17 protein-coding genes and 3 tRNA genes are annotated in these 15557 nt (G+C 54.3%); 4 read left to right on the top strand and 16 right to left on the bottom strand.

All coding sequences use genetic code 11. The annotated features are described in order from the left end of the window. Nucleotides 1-13: 13 nt before the first annotated feature. From NWP14_RS00790 to uvrY, 9 genes are all read right to left on the bottom strand, one after another. Nucleotides 14-682 (bottom strand): YecA family protein, encoded by a 669-nt coding sequence (locus NWP14_RS00790; protein WP_331834442.1) that lies wholly within the window; start codon nucleotides 680-682, stop codon nucleotides 14-16. Nucleotides 683-768: 86 nt separating this feature from the next. Continuing rightward, nucleotides 769-1332, bottom strand: a complete 564-nt coding sequence (locus NWP14_RS00785; RefSeq protein WP_095101616.1) for a DUF805 domain-containing protein — start codon at nucleotides 1330-1332, stop codon at nucleotides 769-771. Nucleotides 1333-1508: 176 nt separating this feature from the next. Next, nucleotides 1509-2444: a metallophosphoesterase gene (locus NWP14_RS00780; protein ID WP_375214581.1), complete on the bottom strand. Its 936-nt coding sequence runs from the start codon at nucleotides 2442-2444 to the stop codon at nucleotides 1509-1511. A gap of 208 nt (nucleotides 2445-2652) precedes the next feature. Next, a tRNA-Leu gene (locus NWP14_RS00775) sits at nucleotides 2653-2738 on the bottom strand. A gap of 13 nt (nucleotides 2739-2751) precedes the next feature. Further along, nucleotides 2752-2825, bottom strand: a tRNA-Cys gene (locus NWP14_RS00770). 40 nt (nucleotides 2826-2865) lie between these two features. Further along, nucleotides 2866-2941: transfer RNA gene (locus tag NWP14_RS00765), tRNA-Gly, on the bottom strand. Nucleotides 2942-3091: 150 nt separating this feature from the next. After that, nucleotides 3092-3640 carry a CDP-diacylglycerol--glycerol-3-phosphate 3-phosphatidyltransferase gene (gene pgsA / locus NWP14_RS00760; protein ID WP_041146269.1) on the bottom strand — a complete coding sequence of 183 codons (549 nt, stop codon included), beginning with the start codon at nucleotides 3638-3640 and terminating at the stop codon, nucleotides 3092-3094. Between the two features lie 57 nt (nucleotides 3641-3697). Then, on the bottom strand, nucleotides 3698-5530 hold the full coding sequence (gene uvrC, locus NWP14_RS00755; RefSeq protein ID WP_095101612.1) for an excinuclease ABC subunit UvrC: 1833 nt from the start codon (nucleotides 5528-5530) through the stop codon (nucleotides 3698-3700). After that, complete coding sequence (uvrY, locus tag NWP14_RS00750) at nucleotides 5527-6183, bottom strand: UvrY/SirA/GacA family response regulator transcription factor (protein ID WP_375214580.1); 657 nt, start codon at nucleotides 6181-6183, stop codon at nucleotides 5527-5529. Before uvrY ends, uvrC begins: the two co-directional genes overlap by 4 nt. A gap of 458 nt (nucleotides 6184-6641) precedes the next feature. Here uvrY and NWP14_RS00745 point away from each other — a divergent pair, with 458 nt between their 5' ends. Further along, nucleotides 6642-6866: a DUF2594 family protein gene (locus NWP14_RS00745; protein ID WP_041146272.1), complete on the top strand. Its 225-nt coding sequence runs from the start codon at nucleotides 6642-6644 to the stop codon at nucleotides 6864-6866. 67 nt (nucleotides 6867-6933) lie between these two features. Here the strand turns inward: NWP14_RS00745 and sdiA are convergent, their stop codons facing one another. From sdiA to tcyJ, 5 genes are all read right to left on the bottom strand, one after another. Continuing rightward, nucleotides 6934-7656, bottom strand: a complete 723-nt coding sequence (gene sdiA, locus NWP14_RS00740) for a transcriptional regulator SdiA (RefSeq protein WP_095101608.1) — start codon at nucleotides 7654-7656, stop codon at nucleotides 6934-6936. Between the two features lie 569 nt (nucleotides 7657-8225). Further along, complete coding sequence (tcyN, locus tag NWP14_RS00735) at nucleotides 8226-8978, bottom strand: L-cystine ABC transporter ATP-binding protein TcyN (protein ID WP_095101606.1); 753 nt, start codon at nucleotides 8976-8978, stop codon at nucleotides 8226-8228. Further along, the gene (gene tcyL, locus NWP14_RS00730) at nucleotides 8975-9643 is read right to left on the bottom strand and encodes a cystine ABC transporter permease (RefSeq protein WP_095101604.1); all 669 of its coding nucleotides are present in this window, start codon (nucleotides 9641-9643) and stop codon (nucleotides 8975-8977) included. The genes tcyN and tcyL overlap by 4 nt, the downstream gene beginning before the upstream one ends. A 15-nt stretch (nucleotides 9644-9658) precedes the next feature. After that, nucleotides 9659-10645, bottom strand: a complete 987-nt coding sequence (gene dcyD / locus NWP14_RS00725) for a D-cysteine desulfhydrase (RefSeq protein ID WP_095101602.1) — start codon at nucleotides 10643-10645, stop codon at nucleotides 9659-9661. A 162-nt stretch (nucleotides 10646-10807) separates the two neighbouring features. Then, nucleotides 10808-11608: a cystine ABC transporter substrate-binding protein gene (gene tcyJ / locus NWP14_RS00720; protein ID WP_095101600.1), complete on the bottom strand. Its 801-nt coding sequence runs from the start codon at nucleotides 11606-11608 to the stop codon at nucleotides 10808-10810. 200 nt (nucleotides 11609-11808) lie between these two features. On the opposite strand from tcyJ, the gene amyA reads away from it, so the two are divergent. After that, entirely contained in the window at nucleotides 11809-13296 is a 1488-nt protein-coding gene (gene amyA / locus NWP14_RS00715; RefSeq protein WP_095101598.1) for an alpha-amylase, read from the top strand. 47 nt (nucleotides 13297-13343) lie between these two features. Here amyA and yedD read toward each other — a convergent pair whose 3' ends face one another. Then, nucleotides 13344-13763: a lipoprotein YedD gene (gene yedD, locus NWP14_RS00710; protein ID WP_189339884.1), complete on the bottom strand. Its 420-nt coding sequence runs from the start codon at nucleotides 13761-13763 to the stop codon at nucleotides 13344-13346. 482 nt (nucleotides 13764-14245) lie between these two features. Between yedD and rcsA the strand changes: the two genes are divergently transcribed. After that, the gene (rcsA, locus tag NWP14_RS00705; protein WP_095101594.1) at nucleotides 14246-14869 is read left to right on the top strand and encodes a transcriptional regulator RcsA; all 624 of its coding nucleotides are present in this window, start codon (nucleotides 14246-14248) and stop codon (nucleotides 14867-14869) included. Nucleotides 14870-14911: 42 nt separating this feature from the next. On the opposite strand, the gene dsrB is transcribed toward rcsA, so the two are convergent. Beyond that, nucleotides 14912-15100, bottom strand: a complete 189-nt coding sequence (gene dsrB / locus NWP14_RS00700) for a protein DsrB (RefSeq protein ID WP_095101592.1) — start codon at nucleotides 15098-15100, stop codon at nucleotides 14912-14914. A 133-nt stretch (nucleotides 15101-15233) separates the two neighbouring features. Here dsrB and yodD point away from each other — a divergent pair, with 133 nt between their 5' ends. Then, a complete protein-coding gene (yodD, locus tag NWP14_RS00695) occupies nucleotides 15234-15458 on the top strand; it encodes a YodD family peroxide/acid resistance protein (protein WP_095101590.1) in 225 nt (74 codons plus the stop codon). Nucleotides 15459-15557 lie beyond the last annotated feature (99 nt).

The following is a 15557-nucleotide window of genomic DNA, read 5'->3' as shown; positions in this document are numbered from 1 at the left end:
TCGGCCCCTTATTTTATTTCGCTAAGCAGCACTGCTTATATTTCTTACCGCTGCCGCACGGGCACGGATCGTTACGTCCAACCTTGGCATCATTTCTGATTGGCTGCTGCACTTCCGCCGGCTGCGCATGCTCCGTCCAGTATTGATAGAGCGCCAGCGCCGCGGGTTTAATACGCTCCACGCTGGCAAGAAAATCGTCGACAGAGAGCGCTTCAACCGCCGGGAACTGCGCTTCCGTCCCGTGCAGAGCGATGATATCCAGCTCGGCCTGCAGCTCCGCCGGTAAAGCGGCCCAGTTGCTCAAGCCGACGCCGCGCATATAGCCAAAGCACCACTCGCCAACGATAGTCAGCTCCTGGCCTTCCTCTTCACGCGTGCCAAACAGCGGCTCGAACTGCTCCGGATAGTCGTCCAGGCGCTCGGCGACATCGCTCATATGCTGGAGAGTGAGGTTAACGAAGCGGTCGCGCTCGCGATCGTTTGCCCAGCGCGGTACGTTGTCGGCACCGCCCCAGATAGCCAGCAGCCACCGGGCGGGCTCAATTTCAGCAGGCCCGGAGAGAATCGCCGTCAGCAGGCCATCAAGCTCGGAGACATCAAGAATGGCGCCGTCGGTGGCGTATTTCGACAGGATATCGTCCAGCCATTCAAGTTCGCTTTCGTTCAGGGGTCCGGTTTTCATAAACAGGCTCGTCGTCTTATAAAAATGGCGCATACAGTAGCGGAAATGCCGGGAGAAAACCACCCGGCGCGGGCATTCTGCGCGGGTTAAATATCTTTAATAATGCTCGAGCGCATCGTTTCATATTCACTTTCGCTGATCGTACCGTCATCGCGCATTTTCGTGGCCTGGGCCAGGCGCTCTCTGACATCGTCGGCGGAAGAAACGGGGGCGCTCTGCGCGCCGTCGGCGTTATCTTGCTGCGCATCGCCAAAGCGGTTAACCCCGGCGGTACCTCGGGCGAACAGCAGCCAAATCGACATCACCAGCGACATGATTCCGCCAGCGACCATCAGCCATACCCATGCCGCAGCTCCGCCGTCTTCAACGCTGCCGGCAACGCCAATCAGGCCGATAATCAGGATCAGGAAAGGCGCCAGCAGCCACCAGCCGGATCTGTTCAGATCGTGCAGGCGTCGCACCGCCACCGCGATACCCGGAATAATGATAATCAGGCTAAACAGCCCGCCGATAACCGGGATCAGCCCCAGTACCGCCGACAGCACAAAGTTAGCGACGGTAAATACGGCGTACTCTTTGCGCGCCGAGCGGCCGCGAAAGGTGGCATATTTCCGAAAACAGTTACCGTAGCTTTCAAGCAACGTGGCCATAAGATCCCTCATCAAAAATAATTATTATTGCCGTGACGGCATATTGTCCCAAAGGCAGTTTATCCGGCCCGCAGGCGCGCACCGGGCGCTATTTTAGCGCAGTTTTCCCGGAATGTGCCGGAGAAAACTTAGGGCTTGACCGCCAGGCGCCATGACGATAATGCGGCAAACCAGCCTCATACGCTGACGAAGCGTCCGTTTGCCACTTCCGTCTGACCATCGTCATAGATCCACGCCCGCAGCGGATGATTCGCTTTTGCCGCATTATAATCAACGCATACCACCCGCTCGCTCAGCGCCTGCGGTTCGGCGGATAGAGTGTAGTGCCCAACGACCACGGGAACCTCGGGCAAAAGGTGAGCGTTTTTTTCCAGCGCGATATCCGGGATGCTGTCAATCATCTCGGGCTGGACCTGAGCAATCTGGCGATAGGTTGTTGCCTCATTCAGCCACCAGCGGATACGAATATGGCGCCGCTCGATCCCGGTTTTATCCTGAAAGCTATAGCCCTCAGGCAGCGCCAGCTCTGGCCCCTTGAGTATCGTCTCCAGCAGGTGGAACAGGACGTGCCGTTTATCAAAGGCGTGTACCCAGCACTCCGGTTTCAGCCGGTTCTCTTCATCGAGCCACGGGCGAAGCTGGGCAATAGCGTCCTTGTCCCAGCACGCGTGCACCGCACGGATATCGCCAAAATCAACAAACAGCGGCAGCGTTTTAAACCACTCAACCCACCGCAGGTGCTGCGCGCTGTCTTCCGTGACGTCGTTGAGGAAGGCCTGATGCTGACGGCGGTTATTCGGCGTATGCGGGCGCAGGGGCTGCGCCGTCTTCGGATGCCGCATCAGCCAGCCAACGGCATTAAATTCATGATTGCCCATCAGGCAAACGGCGCGGCCCGCGGCAACATATCCCCTCACCTGTTCCAGCACGGAGGCATGGTCGATGTGGCTTCCCGGCTGGTTATCAATAAGGTCGCCGACAAAAATCAGGAGGCTGCGATCCAGATTCTCCCGGGATTGCAGATGACCCAGCAGAGCGGAAAGCTTGCCGTACTGGCCATGAATATCGCCAATAAAAATTTTGCGGCTCCTGGGCAGGCCTGAAACGGGCATCAGAACTCCTCGTTATTTTTGATAAGTACGATCTTACGGATAGTAACAGGGTTAGCGGGCGAAGCCCTGCGCGGCAAGGGAATATGCTGAAGGGAAAGATAATATTATGAAGTGATATTATAAATGGCGGATTTCAGGCACAAAAAAACCACCCGTAGGTGGTTTCACGACACTGCTTATTGCTTTGATTATTCTGCTTTTATCCCAATGGTACCCGGAACGAGACTTGAACTCGTACAGCCTATGGCCGAGGGATTTTAAATCCCTTGTGTCTACCGATTCCACCATCCGGGCTCGGGATGTAAATTGGAGGCGCGTTCCGGAGTCGAACCGGACTAGACGGATTTGCAATCCGCTACATAACCGCTTTGCTAACGCGCCCTTAATGCTGCAACACCCGCAACTGCCGATGTTTTTAAACTGGAGCGGGAAACGAGACTCGAACTCGCGACCCCGACCTTGGCAAGGTCGTGCTCTACCAACTGAGCTATTCCCGCATTATCAAGGTAATTGCTAATCACTTGATTTTGTTATCGTCTGGCGAGTCATGCCGCCGTTCGATGCGATGCATTCTACTTACCTGGCGCAATGAGTCAACGATATTTTTTAAAACCTTGCGTCGTTTGCTGAAAATTACGCCGAAACGATCACTGATCAAGCAAATCGCCGCGCGCCGCGTTCAAATATTGCAGCATTGACCACAGAGTCAGCACAGCCGCGACGAGGAACAGCACGATCCCTGCCCCTTCAACCCACTCATTTGGCCGCCACAGCATCCACACCAGCGCCGTCATCTGCGCCGTCGTTTTGACTTTGCCGATCCAGGAAACCGCCACGCTGCTGCGTTTACCCAGCTCAGCCATCCATTCGCGCAGGGCAGAAATAATGATTTCACGGGCGATCATCGTCGCCGCCGGCAGAGTAACCCACCAGGTGTGGTAATGCTCGGCAACCAGCACCATCGCAATCGCCACCATAACCTTATCTGCTACCGGATCGAGAAACGCGCCAAAGCGCGTGCTTTGATTCCAGCGGCGCGCCAGATAACCATCAAACCAGTCGGTTACTGCGGCGACGAAGAAGATCAGCGCACAGGCGAAAGGTGCCCATACCACGGGAAGGTAAAACGCCAGCACAAAGAACGGTATCAGTATGACGCGAAACAGAGTAAGCAATGTAGGGATATTAAATTGCATAGTGACGGGTAACTATCTGTTAGAAGTAAAAATTAGCCCTATGTTGCTACAGAGCCCCTAATGTTTCAACGAGTAGAAGATCTTTTCTGCCAGACCGTGAGATATACCCGGTACTTTGGCTATCTCTTCGACGCTGGCTTTCTGTAACCCCTGCAGGCCGCCCATATACTTCAGCAGCATCTGCCGACGCTTTGGCCCCACTCCTTCGATAGTCTCCAGCGTGCTGGTGCTTTTAACTTTTGCCCGCTTTTTACGATGTCCGGCGATGGCATGATCGTGCGACTCATCGCGAATATGCTGAATGACGTGCAGCGCGGGAGAGTCCGGCGGCAGGCTAAAGCCTTCGCCCTCAGGCTCAAAGAATAGCGTTTCCAGGCCCGCCTTACGATCGCTGCCTTTTGCTACCCCTAATAATAGAGGATGATGTTTATCCCAGGCCACATCCAGCTCGGCAAACACGCTTTTCGCCTGCCCGAGCTGCCCTTTACCGCCATCTATCAGGATAACGTCCGGGATCTTGTTCTCTTCGATAGCTTTACCGTAGCGCCGGCGCAGAACCTGATTCATCGCCGCATAGTCATCCCCCGGCGTAATCCCGGTGATATTATAGCGACGATATTCGGCGCGCAGCGGCCCGTTGCTGTCAAACACCACGCACGAGGCGACCGTCTGTTCGCCCATCGTGTGACTGATATCAAAGCACTCCATGCGCTTCACCGCCGGCAGCTTGAGCAGCGTTGCCAGCGCCTGCAGGCGCTGATGGATGGTTGACTGCTGGGAAAGCCTGGTCGTCAGCGCCGTCGCGGCATTGGTGCGCGCCAGCTTGAGGTAGCGGGCGCGATCGCCGCGAGGCTTAGTCTGGACATTCACCCGCCGCCCCGCCAGCTCGGAGAGCGAATCCGCGAGCAGGGTTTTATCGCCAAGGTTAAAATCGAGCAGAATCTCCCCAGGCAAGGTGCGCATCTGGCTGCCCTGCAGGTAGAACTGGCCGACGAAGGTCTCCACCACTTCCCCGAGCTCGGTGCCGCCGGGAACCTTTGGAAAATAGCTGCGGCTGCCCAGCACTTTCCCCTGGCGGATAAACAGCACGTGGACGCAGGCCATGCCTGAATCAAAGGCGACGCCGATAACGTCCAGATCGTCGCCATTATTTGAGACAAACTGTTTCTCCGTCACCCGGCGTACGGCCTGGATCTGGTCGCGAATGCGCGCCGCCTCTTCAAACTCCAGCGCCCGGCTGGCCCTCTCCATGCGGGCAATAAGCTGCGTCAGTACCTGATCGTCTTTGCCGGCAAGGAACAGCCGAACGTATTCAACCTGCTGAGCATACTCTTCCTCGCTAACCAGCCCGGCCACGCAGGGGCCCAGGCAGCGGCCAATCTGGTACTGCAGGCACGGACGTGAGCGGTTGCGATAGACGCTATTTTCGCACTGGCGAACGGGAAAGATTTTTTGCAGCAGCGCTAACGTTTCGCGAACCGCGTAGCCGTTCGGGAAAGGACCGAAATATTCGCCCTTTGCATGCTTTGCGCCGCGATGGGTCGCCAGGCGCGGATGGGTATCGGCGCTGAGAAAAATAAAAGGATAGGATTTATCATCACGCAGCAGCACGTTGTAGCGCGGCTGATACAGCTTGATATAGTTATGTTCAAGCAGCAGGGCTTCCGTTTCGGTATGGGTTACCGTCACGTCTATTTGCGCGATCAGAGCCACCAGGGCCTCGGTTTTACGCGAAGCCAGGTTGCTGCGAAAATAGCTGCTTAGCCGTTTTTTCAGATCTTTTGCTTTACCCACGTAGATAACGGTACCGCCAGCATCGTACATCCGATAGACGCCCGGCTGGCTGGTTACTGTCTTCAGGAAAGCTTTGGCATCAAAAACATCACTCACAGACTTGCTAACGACTCCGCATTGCACAGGCCATGGCGGATTGCCAGGTGAGTCAGCTCAACGTCACCGTGGATGTTTAATTTACTGAACATCCGATAGCTATAGCTGTTCACCGTCTTGGGACTCAGATTCAGCTGCTCTGAGATCTCATTGACCTTCTGACCTTTAGTGATCATCAGCATAATCTGCAATTCTCGTTCCGACAAACTGGCAAACGGCGACTCCGTCTTTTCCGGCTCGATCTGGCTGAGCGCCATCTGCTGGGCGATATCCGAGGCGATATAGCGCTGCCCGGATGCCACGCAGCGAATCGCATTGACCACCTCCTGCGGCGCGGCGCCTTTACTCAGGTAGCCGGCAGCCCCTGCCTGCATGACCTTCGCCGGCAGCGGGTTTTCGGTATGTACGGTGAGCATAATGACTTTGGTATCGACGATAGAACGCGCAATTTTACGCGTCGCCTCAAGACCGCCAATCCCCGGCATATTCATGTCCATCAGGACAACGTCAACGGGATTAGCCCGACACCATTTAACGGCATCCTCGCCGCAGCAAGATTCGCCGACGACGTTAATCCCTTTTATATCTTCCAGAATGCGTCGTATCCCTGCGCGCACCAGTTCGTGGTCATCAACAAGAAGGACGTTGATCAAAGGAATAATCTCCAGAATTAGGGATAACACAACTGATAGTTTATCGAACCCATATTACCGGGTTTTGGCATAATTTTAAAAGCCAAAAGTGTTCTTCAGAGGATTTATCTGCCATTTATGGCAAGTTGTTTGCACACCTGGTGGAAACCCATACATAACAGAGAGTTGTATAAGGTCGTATTTTTAACATTCGTCATACAGAAAACGTAATAAACACAACACAATACTAGTTGATAAATACGAAAGAAAATATGTAACAATAATTAACTCTAAAAATCACACCAAAAATTAACAATTTGTGGGCGGCGGAACGGGCTTTATCCAGGAAATTAAACCCTCTACAGCTCTGATCAGAGAACACAAATTACGCGCTCCTTTTTTTTGTTCCTCTTGTGGTATACTGCGCCGCTTTGAGATTTAGTATTGCGCAAAAGCGCAGATAGCAAACGAGGATATCGATGAGCACACCAGATTTTTCCACTGCAGAAAATAATCAAGAACTGGCGCAGGAAGTGACCTGCCTGAAAACGCTGTTGACGCTGATGCTCCAGGCAATGGGTCAGGCCGATGCGGGTCGGGTGATTATTAAGATGGAAAGGCAAATCACGCAGATGGAAGATGAGGCTCAGGCTGCCGTATTCTCCAGCACCGTTAAGCAAATTAAACAGGCTTACCGTCAGTAACAATAAACCGGCTGAAAGTATAACTGACAGCCGGTTTCACGCCTGACACGCAGAACGATGGGCGAACTCAAATTAAGCCAGTGGCGACCGCATAACAGGCTATTTGCGTTTTATTCGGTGCGTTGAACTTTCGTTGCATATTTTTCTGATGAAAATTGACGGTATTTTCTGAGATAGACAGAATTATCGCGACCTCCGCCGAGGTTTTCCCTTCCGCAGTCCATTTCAAAATCTCCAGCTCACGCCGGCTGAACTTCATTTCCGGCGGCATCACCATCGCGTCCTGCAGGCGTAATAGCGTTAACAAACTCAGCTCGATCAGCGTTCTCAGGCGCATTTCCAGTTCGTCTGCCGGATAGGGCCCCAGGCTACGACTCTGCCCTGAGACCGAAAGAAAACCCTGCGCGTGGTTGGGTAAGGTGAGGCACTGTGTGATCCCCTTGACCAGCCCGTGATCGCGCGCGCCATCCCAGAGCTCCGGGGCATCACGAAATAGCCCGTCATTCCACGGCAGGTGACCTCGAAGAAAGTTTTCCGGCCGCAGCACCGGATCGATGGCGAAATAGTTCTCGGCCTGATAGTGCGCCATCCACGCCTGCGGATAGGTCGTCTGCAGCGTTACCCTGGGGCGCGTGAAGGGCACGGGATGGCGTACGCAGAGAGCAAAATAGTCGTATTCCAGCCCTTCCGTTTGCTGCTGCAGGAGATTATAAACATCCTCCCCCGTCGAGATTGACTGAAATTGTTGCAGCATTTCCCGCCGCCAGCTGAAAAAATCATTGTCCCTCATAACCGACCAAATAACTCCTGAGTAATTATCATTATTACAAATACAAAAACTAACACATAAATCTTATTTATATGTATAAAATATCGTATACACCGCACATATTAGATCGTTACCGGTGCTATTCAGCGCCGACGGGAGAAGAGAATGTTGTCTCATTTATCTCAGCCGAGGATATATTCTCAACTGTGGAAGGAGTTTAGCGCTCAACCTGCCGCAGATATTGCATTCTTTCAGGCGCTCCTGTTTTGCCGTCAGCGATAAGGTCGGCGTATCGATCCGGCTAACCGGCACGAACCGAGGTAGTAAGAAGGGATTGTTCCGGGAAAACGCTGGGCGCTTCTAATATAAAAAAACCAATCGATAAGCAGCGTTTAATAGTTCTGCTCTCTCAGACCGACGCCATCGCTCAGCGCTATCGCCCTACTCGTCCAGGAAGATTGTCACTTCGCGACTCAAGCGCTCGTCGGCGGTACGGGCGCCGGCGTTTACCTCTACGGCTGGCGGGAGCGCCGGTCATCTGGTCGCTCCCGCCCTCTTCGCCGGGCTCAGCTACTGCAAGCCGGTAGCCATTACTGCATCAGGAATTTTTCGAGGAACTGGCGCGTGCGCGGCTGCTGCGGATTGGCGAACAGCGCCTTAGCCTCACCCTGCTCGACGATACGTCCCTGATCCATAAAGATAGCCCGGTCGGCCACATCGCGGGCAAAGCTCATTTCATGGGTTACGATAACCATAGTGCGCTTCTCCTGCGCCAGCTGACGGATCGTATTCAGCACTTCGCCCACCAGTTCAGGGTCCAGAGCCGACGTGGGTTCATCAAACAAAATGACATCCGGACGCATCGCCAGCGCGCGCGCAATCGCCACGCGCTGCTGCTGGCCGCCGGAAAGACGGCGCGGATAGCTATTCTCTTTCCCGCTCAGCCCAACTTTCGCCAGCAGTTCGCGCGCCCGGGTGATGGATTCGTTTTTATCTTCACCCTTCACGATAACCGGCCCTTCGATGATGTTCTCCATCACCGTGCGGTGCGGGAACAGATTGAAGTTCTGGAAGACGAAGCCGACGTGCTGGCGCAGACGGCGAATCAGCCCCTTCTGCTGGCTGAGACTGCGCGCGGTATCGATAGTGACGTCACCGACCCGAATGGTGCCGCTTTCCGGCTGCTCCAGCAGGTTGATGCTGCGCAGAAGGGTCGTTTTACCAGAGCCGCTGGGGCCGATAATCGCCACCACTTCTCCCTCCGCCACCTCCAGGTCAATACCGTGCAGCACCGTCTGGCCGTGGAACTTTTTCACCAGGTTTTTGACTTCAATGGCACTCATTTTGGATCACGCTCCTGGCGATTAAGCTGATTTTCAAAATAGTTTTGCAGCGTCGACAGCACCGTCGCCATCACCCAGTAAATCAGCGATGCGGCCAGATACATGGTGAAAACTTCCAGCGTGCGGGAGGTAATAAGCTGCGCCTGACGGAACAGTTCCGGTACCTGAATAGTCGCCGCCAGCGAAGTATCTTTCACCAGGCTGATAAAGCTGTTGGAGAGCGGCGGCAGCGCGACGCGCGCGGCCTGCGGCAAAACCGCCCGGCGCAGGGTTTGCCACGGCGTCATGCCGATGCTCGCCGCCGCTTCCCACTGCCCTTTATCAATAGAAGCAATCGCCGCGCGCAGCGTTTCGGCGGCGTATGCCGCGGTATTGAGCGACAGGCCAATCATCGCCGCCGGAACCGGATCCAGCTCAATGCCAAACTGCGGCAGGCCGTAGTAAATCATAAACAGCTGGGCGATCAGCGGCGTGCCGCGGAAAATAGAAATGTAGACCCGCGCCAGCCACTTTACCGGCCAGAGGGGCGACATTCGCATCAGCGCGAGGATAAAGCCCAGCACCAGGCCAAAGAACATGCCGCCGATGCTCAGCTGTAGCGTAAATACCGCCCCCTTGAGGAGATAAGGTGCGGAATCAAAAACCAGTTGGATACTCTCTTGCATTCTGTTTGTTCTGCTTTAGATATGAGGATGGTAGGCAAACAGCGCCGGCGCTCCGCCGGTGTGAATAAATAAGATCGGCCCTTCATCCTTAAAGCGCTTCTGCTGAATACCGTCGATCAGCCCGGCCATCGCCTTCCCGGTATAGACCGGGTCCAGCAGGATACCTTCAAGCTGCGCCAGCAGTTTTACCGCTTCCATTCCTTCGTCATTCGGCGTGCCGTAGCCTGGCGCAAAATAGTCGTCCCACAGCGTAATCTCTGCTTTTGCCTGCAGTTCGAGGCTATTCGCTACCGCCTGCTGCAGGGCAACGACTTTCGGTAGCTGGTCCGCGACTTTGCGCGACACGGTGACGCCAATCAGTTCGGCCCCCGGCATCAGCTGTTCCAGACCCACCGCCAGGCCCGCATGGGTGCCGGCGCTGCCGGATGCCACCACGACAGACGACAGCTCTACCGCGCCTTCGCACTGCTGGGCGATTTCCAGCGCGCTTTCCACATAGCCCAGCGCACCCAGCGCGCTGGAGCCGCCGACCGGGATCACATACGGCCGGTAGCCCTGAGCCTCGATACGCGTCGCCAGCTCTTCCAGCTGCGCATTGGGGTCGGTCAGCGCATCGCACATCTCAACCTGAGTATTGAACAGATCCAGCAGCAGGCGGTTGCCGTTAGTCAGGTAGTTCTCTGCGCGAGTGCCAATCGGGTTTTCCAGCAGCGCCACGCAGTGCAGGCCAAGCTTAGCCGCCACCGCCGCCGTCTGACGAACGTGGTTGGATTGAATAGCGCCGGCGGTGATCAGCGTATCGGCGCCTTCCCGCAGCGCATCGGCCGCCAGGAACTCCAGCTTGCGCAGCTTATTGCCGCCCATAGCAAGCGGGGTCACGTCGTCACGTTTGATAAAAATCTCGCGACCGAGATGATCGGACAGGCGCGGCAGGTATTCCAGCGGCGTCGGGGCGCCAATCAGCTCCAGGCGCGGGAAACGCGTTAAATTTTGCAGTGACATGATATCTCCTGACTGAGAGCCTATCCCTCAGGCGTTATTATTCCAGGCAAACTGGCCCATAAAATAGCCTGATGAAACAGGCCCTTTATCTTTATTATGCACGTAGTTGCGGACGAAATAAAAAAAGGCGCTACCATGAGCGCCCTTTTTCACCGCCGGCCGTTATTTCGTCACGTCAGCGCCGAACCATTTTTCCGACAGCGCTTTCAGGCTGCCATCTTTCTGCATGTCGGCAATGGCATCATCCACCGCTTTCAGCAGGTCTTCATTACCTTTACGCAGCGCTACGCCGGACTCCTGGCGCGAGAACGCTTCGCCGGTGACGGCCAGGGTATTACCCGTTTTCTTCACCAGATCCAGCGCCGCCAGACGATCGACCAGAATGGCGTCGATACGGCCTACGCGCAGATCCTGGTATTTAGTCGGGTCGTCATCATAGGTGCGGATATCCACGCCCTGCACGTTCTGGCGCAGCCACTCTTCGTAGTTGGTGCCCAGGCCCACGCCGACTTTTTTGCCTTTCAGATCGGCCGCCGTTTTGATAGCGCCTTCATTGCCCTTTTTCACCAGCGCCTGAACGCCAGAAACGGTATACGGGGTGGAGAAGTCATATTTTTTCTTGCGCTGGTCGGAAATGGTCACCTGGTTAATAACCACGTCAATGCGTTTGGAATCCAGCGACGCCAGCATCCCGTCCCATTTGGTCGGTTTGAGGTCGGCCTTCACGCCCAGATGCTTAGCCAGCTCGCTGGCAAAATCGACCTCAAAACCGGTCAGCTTGCCGTCATCACCCTGATAGCTGAACGGAGGATAGGTGCCTTCCAGACCCACGCGCAGCGTGCCGCGCTCTTTAATTTGGTTAAACAGGTTTTCTGCTGCGAACGTTTTTACGCTAACGCCAGTCATCAAAACCACAGCCATTGCGCCCATCAGCGCATGGCGGCCCAGAAGTGCTAATTTCATAGAGACCCCACAGAGTGATATTTTTTTGTAGTGTAAGGCGTTTATCCTTACGAACCAACATCTATCCGCTACATCTTATTCCAATTTATTATATACGATGCCGTTTATGGCATAGTGAAAAACGCGCGCAAAATTGATCGTATTTGCTGGAGATCTCTCATACTGCAAGAGTCAGCTTGATGACGTCTGGAGCACGGAAGATGAAAAACCCCACGTTATTGCAGTGCTTTCACTGGTATTACCCCACCGGCGGCGAGTTGTGGCGTGAAGTTGAGGCGCTGGCACCTAACCTGAACGAAATCGGCGTCAATATGATTTGGCTCCCTCCCGCTTATAAAGGCGCTTCCGGCGGCTACTCCGTCGGCTATGACAGCTACGACCTTTTTGACCTTGGCGAGTTCGATCAAAAGGGCTCCATCGCCACCAAATACGGCGATAAGGCGCAGCTGCTGGCGGCCATCGCCGCGCTACGACAGCACGACATCGCCGTCCTGCTCGACGTGGTGGTCAACCATAAAATGGGCGCCGATAAAAAAGAGAGCATCCGCGTTCAGCGGGTGGACGAGCAGGACCGCACGCAAATTGCCGAAGAGGTCGTGGAGTGCGAGGCCTGGACCCGCTACGACTTCCCGGTCCGCGGCGGTAAATATTCGCAGTTCGTCTGGGATTACAAATGCTTTAGCGGCATCGATCATATTGAAAACCCGGACGAAGACGGCGTTTTTAAAATCGTTAACGACTATACCGGCGAAGGCTGGAACGAGCAGGTCGATGATGAGATGGGCAACTTCGACTACCTGATGGGCGAAAATATCGATTTCCGCAATCATGCGGTTACCGAGGAGCTCAAGTACTGGGCGCGCTGGGTGATGGAGCAGACCGGCTGCGACGGTTTTCGCCTCGATGCGGTGAAGCATATTCCGGCCTGGTTCTATAAGGAGTGGATCGATCACGTTCAGGAGGTGGCGACAAAGCCGCTGTTTATCGTGGCGGAATACTGGTCGCACGAAGTCGAAAAGCTGCAGCAGTATATTGCGATGGTTGACGGCAATACGCTGCTGTTTGACGCCCCTCTGCAGATGAAGTTTCACGAGGCCTCGCGCCAGGGCCGCGATTACGATATGAGCCAGATCTTTAGCGGCACGCTGGTTGAAGCCGATCCTTTCCACGCCGTCACCCTGGTGACCAACCACGACACGCAGCCGCTGCAGGCGCTGGAGGCGCCGGTTGAGCCGTGGTTTAAACCGCTGGCCTATGCGCTTATTCTGCTGCGCGAGAACGGCGTGCCGTCGGTCTTTTACGCCGACCTCTTCGGCGCCAGCTATGAAGATACCGGCGGAGATGGCCAGACTTACGCAATCGAGATGCCGGTGATCGAACAGCTGCATGAGCTGATTGATGCCCGCCAGCGCTTTGCCCACGGCGTGCAGACGCTGTGGTTCGATCATCCGAACTGCATCGCCTTCAGCCGCAGCGGTACCGATGACGATCCGGGATGCGTGGTGGTGCTGTCGAACGGCGATGACGGTGAAAAATCGCTGACTCTTGGCGCCAATTACGGCAATAAGCGCTGGAAGGATTTTCTCGGCAACCAGCAGGGGCTGGTAGAAACCGACGACGAAGGCTGCGCTACGTTTACCTGCAGCGGCGGGAGCGTCAGCGTGTGGGTTATCGAAGAGACGTTATAAATCAGGTAAATATCGCGGGCTGGACGCGCTGCCAGCCCGTCGATGCCTCAGCGCGCGCTTTTCGTCGCGGCGGCGGCTTTATTCCAAGCCTGCTCACACTCAGGGGTCAGGCGGTCGACGCGGGTCAGGGTCATGCGATCGTATTGCAGGCTATTGCCAGAACGTTCTATAGGGTAGATATCCAGACCTGACGTGACGTTGTAAACCTGCTCGTCACGCTGCATTAATTTACCCGGCGTGGCGATAACCCGCTGCCACTGACGGCAATCGAGGGTATCGCCATCTTTGGTCACAATCAGGCTGGCAATCGCATCCGGGCTCATCATTTCGCTCTGCGGGCCTTTCGATTGCCAGTATCCCTCTAACCCGGCGGGCGCCGGCGCTTTGACAACCTCGTTATAATTATCTACCTGAACGCATCCGGCGAGAGTCAACAGCGCGCCAGCAATTACTATCTTTTTCATCATTCATCCCACACACCGATAAAAAAGTATTGTGGCATTAAAGCGTTAAGGCTGCCACCTCTCTTGCAGCGAACGAAAAGCGGTGTCCGACACCCGCGCTCAGCGGCCGTCAATCCACGCCGATCGCTCGGGTCGCTAAATGGCGGCGTGGTTTATTCAGACATTAATTAATATTTTTGATGAAACGGGCATATTGGTGAGGTGAGAATTTATCCAGCCAGTATAAGGAAAATCTGAAAAAAGAATAACTCATGGCCGCCAACCATATCTGTAACTGGAAGTTTTTGCTTTTAATTCTCTGACGTAACATGATGCACGCCTTTACTTTGGGAGTATTCCTGGCAAATTATAGGCAATATTACGGAATAGTTCAGGTTACTTAATGGTTTCAACACTGTACCTTGTTTTATTACCCACTTAAATGGACTTCATCGCGCTTACCGGCGAGGGATGAATTATCGTTACGTGTTGATTGAGGATGGGTCATGTCAACGATTATCATGGATTTGTGCAGCTATACCCGACTGGGATTAACCGGGTATCTGACAAGCAGAGGAATAAGAAAACGTGACATCAGAGAAGTAGATACGGCGGTAAGCCTGAAAGAGAGCTGTGAATCGTCCCGCCCGGAGGTGGTGTTTCTCAACGAAGATTGCTTTATTCATCGCGAAGATAGTAATCAGCTAATCCGGCAAATCATTACGGAGTATCCCGGCACGCTATTTGTCATCTTTATGGCGCTGGCTAACGTTCATTTTGACCACTATCTGCTGGTGCGCAAAAATTTACTTATTAGCTCGAAATCGCTTACGCCAAAAGACCTTGATGATATTCTGGGTAATCATCTGAAATACGATCGATTCAGCGCCGGACGGATCAATATACCAACGCTGTCATTAAGCCGGGCCGAATCAAATATGCTGCAAATGTGGATGGCCGGACACGGGACATCGCAAATATCGACGCAGATGAACATCAAGGCGAAGACCGTATCATCGCACAAAGGCAATATTAAAAAGAAAATCCAGACCCACAATAAACAGGTGATTTACCATATTGTCCGTCTGACGGAAAACATTACTTCAGGAATTTACGTCAACATGCGGTAAAAGAACTGGCGGCAACAACCGCCAGTTTTGATTTTTAGCACGCTAGTCAACTTTCTCAACAAAGATACCGTCCGAATGCCCTTTCTCGTTGAAAAACCAGATCCCCAGCGGATAGTCTTCCAGCGAAACCAGATACATTGTCCCTTCGCTAAACGACTCTATTGCCAGTACTACCCCCGATCGACGTGGGCCACCGTCGGTCTTCACCGTGACACGATCGTTCACCTGCATAACTTGTCTCCTCTATTTTTGAGCCAGTGTAGAACAAAACCGCCAGATGCGCAGCGTCCCGCCCGACGAGCGCTGTTTTTATAGACCGTCTATACTTGAAGAGGCACTGTCGGAGCCAAGCGAGGTAGCGAAGATGAAATCCGCCAAAGAGAGCAGTTCGGGTAGCGGCGGGGGCAACGTCAATGTTGACGCCCTGCTGGCGGCAATTAATGAGATTAGCGAAAGTGAAGTGCAGCGCACCCGCGACGATCCCCATCATGTGAGCATTGATGGTCGCGATTACCATACCTGGCGTGAACTAGCGGAAGCCTTTGAGCTCGATATCCATGACTTTAGCGTCACCGAAGTCAACCGCTAGGCGCAGGCGAAAAAAATCCCGACTCGCAGGAGTCGGGATGAAACTTGCTAATGCAAGAAGCACTTGAAAATTCGTTACACCGGGAGATCCGATGCGTGG

The organism is Klebsiella sp. C349492 (assembly GCF_042055345.1).
GTDB lineage: Bacteria > Pseudomonadota > Gammaproteobacteria > Enterobacterales > Enterobacteriaceae > Klebsiella > Klebsiella scottii.
This window is presented reverse-complemented; position numbering and strand designations above follow the sequence as displayed.

Excerpts from the sequence above, each read along its gene's own strand:
- tcyJ (WP_095101600.1), bottom strand. The coding sequence starts at position 11,608 with ATGAAATTAGCACTTCTGGGCCGCCATGCGCTGATGGGCGCAATGGCT.
- dsrB (WP_095101592.1), bottom strand. The coding sequence starts at position 15,100 with ATGCAGGTGAACGATCGTGTCACGGTGAAGACCGACGGTGGCCCACGT.
- sdiA (WP_095101608.1), bottom strand. The coding sequence starts at position 7,656 with ATGAGGGACAATGATTTTTTCAGCTGGCGGCGGGAAATGCTGCAACAA.
- NWP14_RS00745 (WP_041146272.1), top strand. The coding sequence starts at position 6,642 with ATGAGCACACCAGATTTTTCCACTGCAGAAAATAATCAAGAACTGGCG.
- tcyN (WP_095101606.1), bottom strand. The coding sequence starts at position 8,978 with ATGAGTGCCATTGAAGTCAAAAACCTGGTGAAAAAGTTCCACGGCCAG.
- rcsA (WP_095101594.1), top strand. The coding sequence starts at position 14,246 with ATGTCAACGATTATCATGGATTTGTGCAGCTATACCCGACTGGGATTA.
- tcyL (WP_095101604.1), bottom strand. The coding sequence starts at position 9,643 with ATGCAAGAGAGTATCCAACTGGTTTTTGATTCCGCACCTTATCTCCTC.
- amyA (WP_095101598.1), top strand. The coding sequence starts at position 11,809 with ATGAAAAACCCCACGTTATTGCAGTGCTTTCACTGGTATTACCCCACC.
- dcyD (WP_095101602.1), bottom strand. The coding sequence starts at position 10,645 with ATGTCACTGCAAAATTTAACGCGTTTCCCGCGCCTGGAGCTGATTGGC.
- NWP14_RS00790 (WP_331834442.1), bottom strand. The coding sequence starts at position 682 with ATGAAAACCGGACCCCTGAACGAAAGCGAACTTGAATGGCTGGACGAT.
- pgsA (WP_041146269.1), bottom strand. The coding sequence starts at position 3,640 with ATGCAATTTAATATCCCTACATTGCTTACTCTGTTTCGCGTCATACTG.
- yodD (WP_095101590.1), top strand. The coding sequence starts at position 15,234 with ATGAAATCCGCCAAAGAGAGCAGTTCGGGTAGCGGCGGGGGCAACGTC.
- NWP14_RS00780 (WP_375214581.1), bottom strand. The coding sequence starts at position 2,444 with ATGCCCGTTTCAGGCCTGCCCAGGAGCCGCAAAATTTTTATTGGCGAT.
- NWP14_RS00785 (WP_095101616.1), bottom strand. The coding sequence starts at position 1,332 with ATGGCCACGTTGCTTGAAAGCTACGGTAACTGTTTTCGGAAATATGCC.
- yedD (WP_189339884.1), bottom strand. The coding sequence starts at position 13,763 with ATGATGAAAAAGATAGTAATTGCTGGCGCGCTGTTGACTCTCGCCGGA.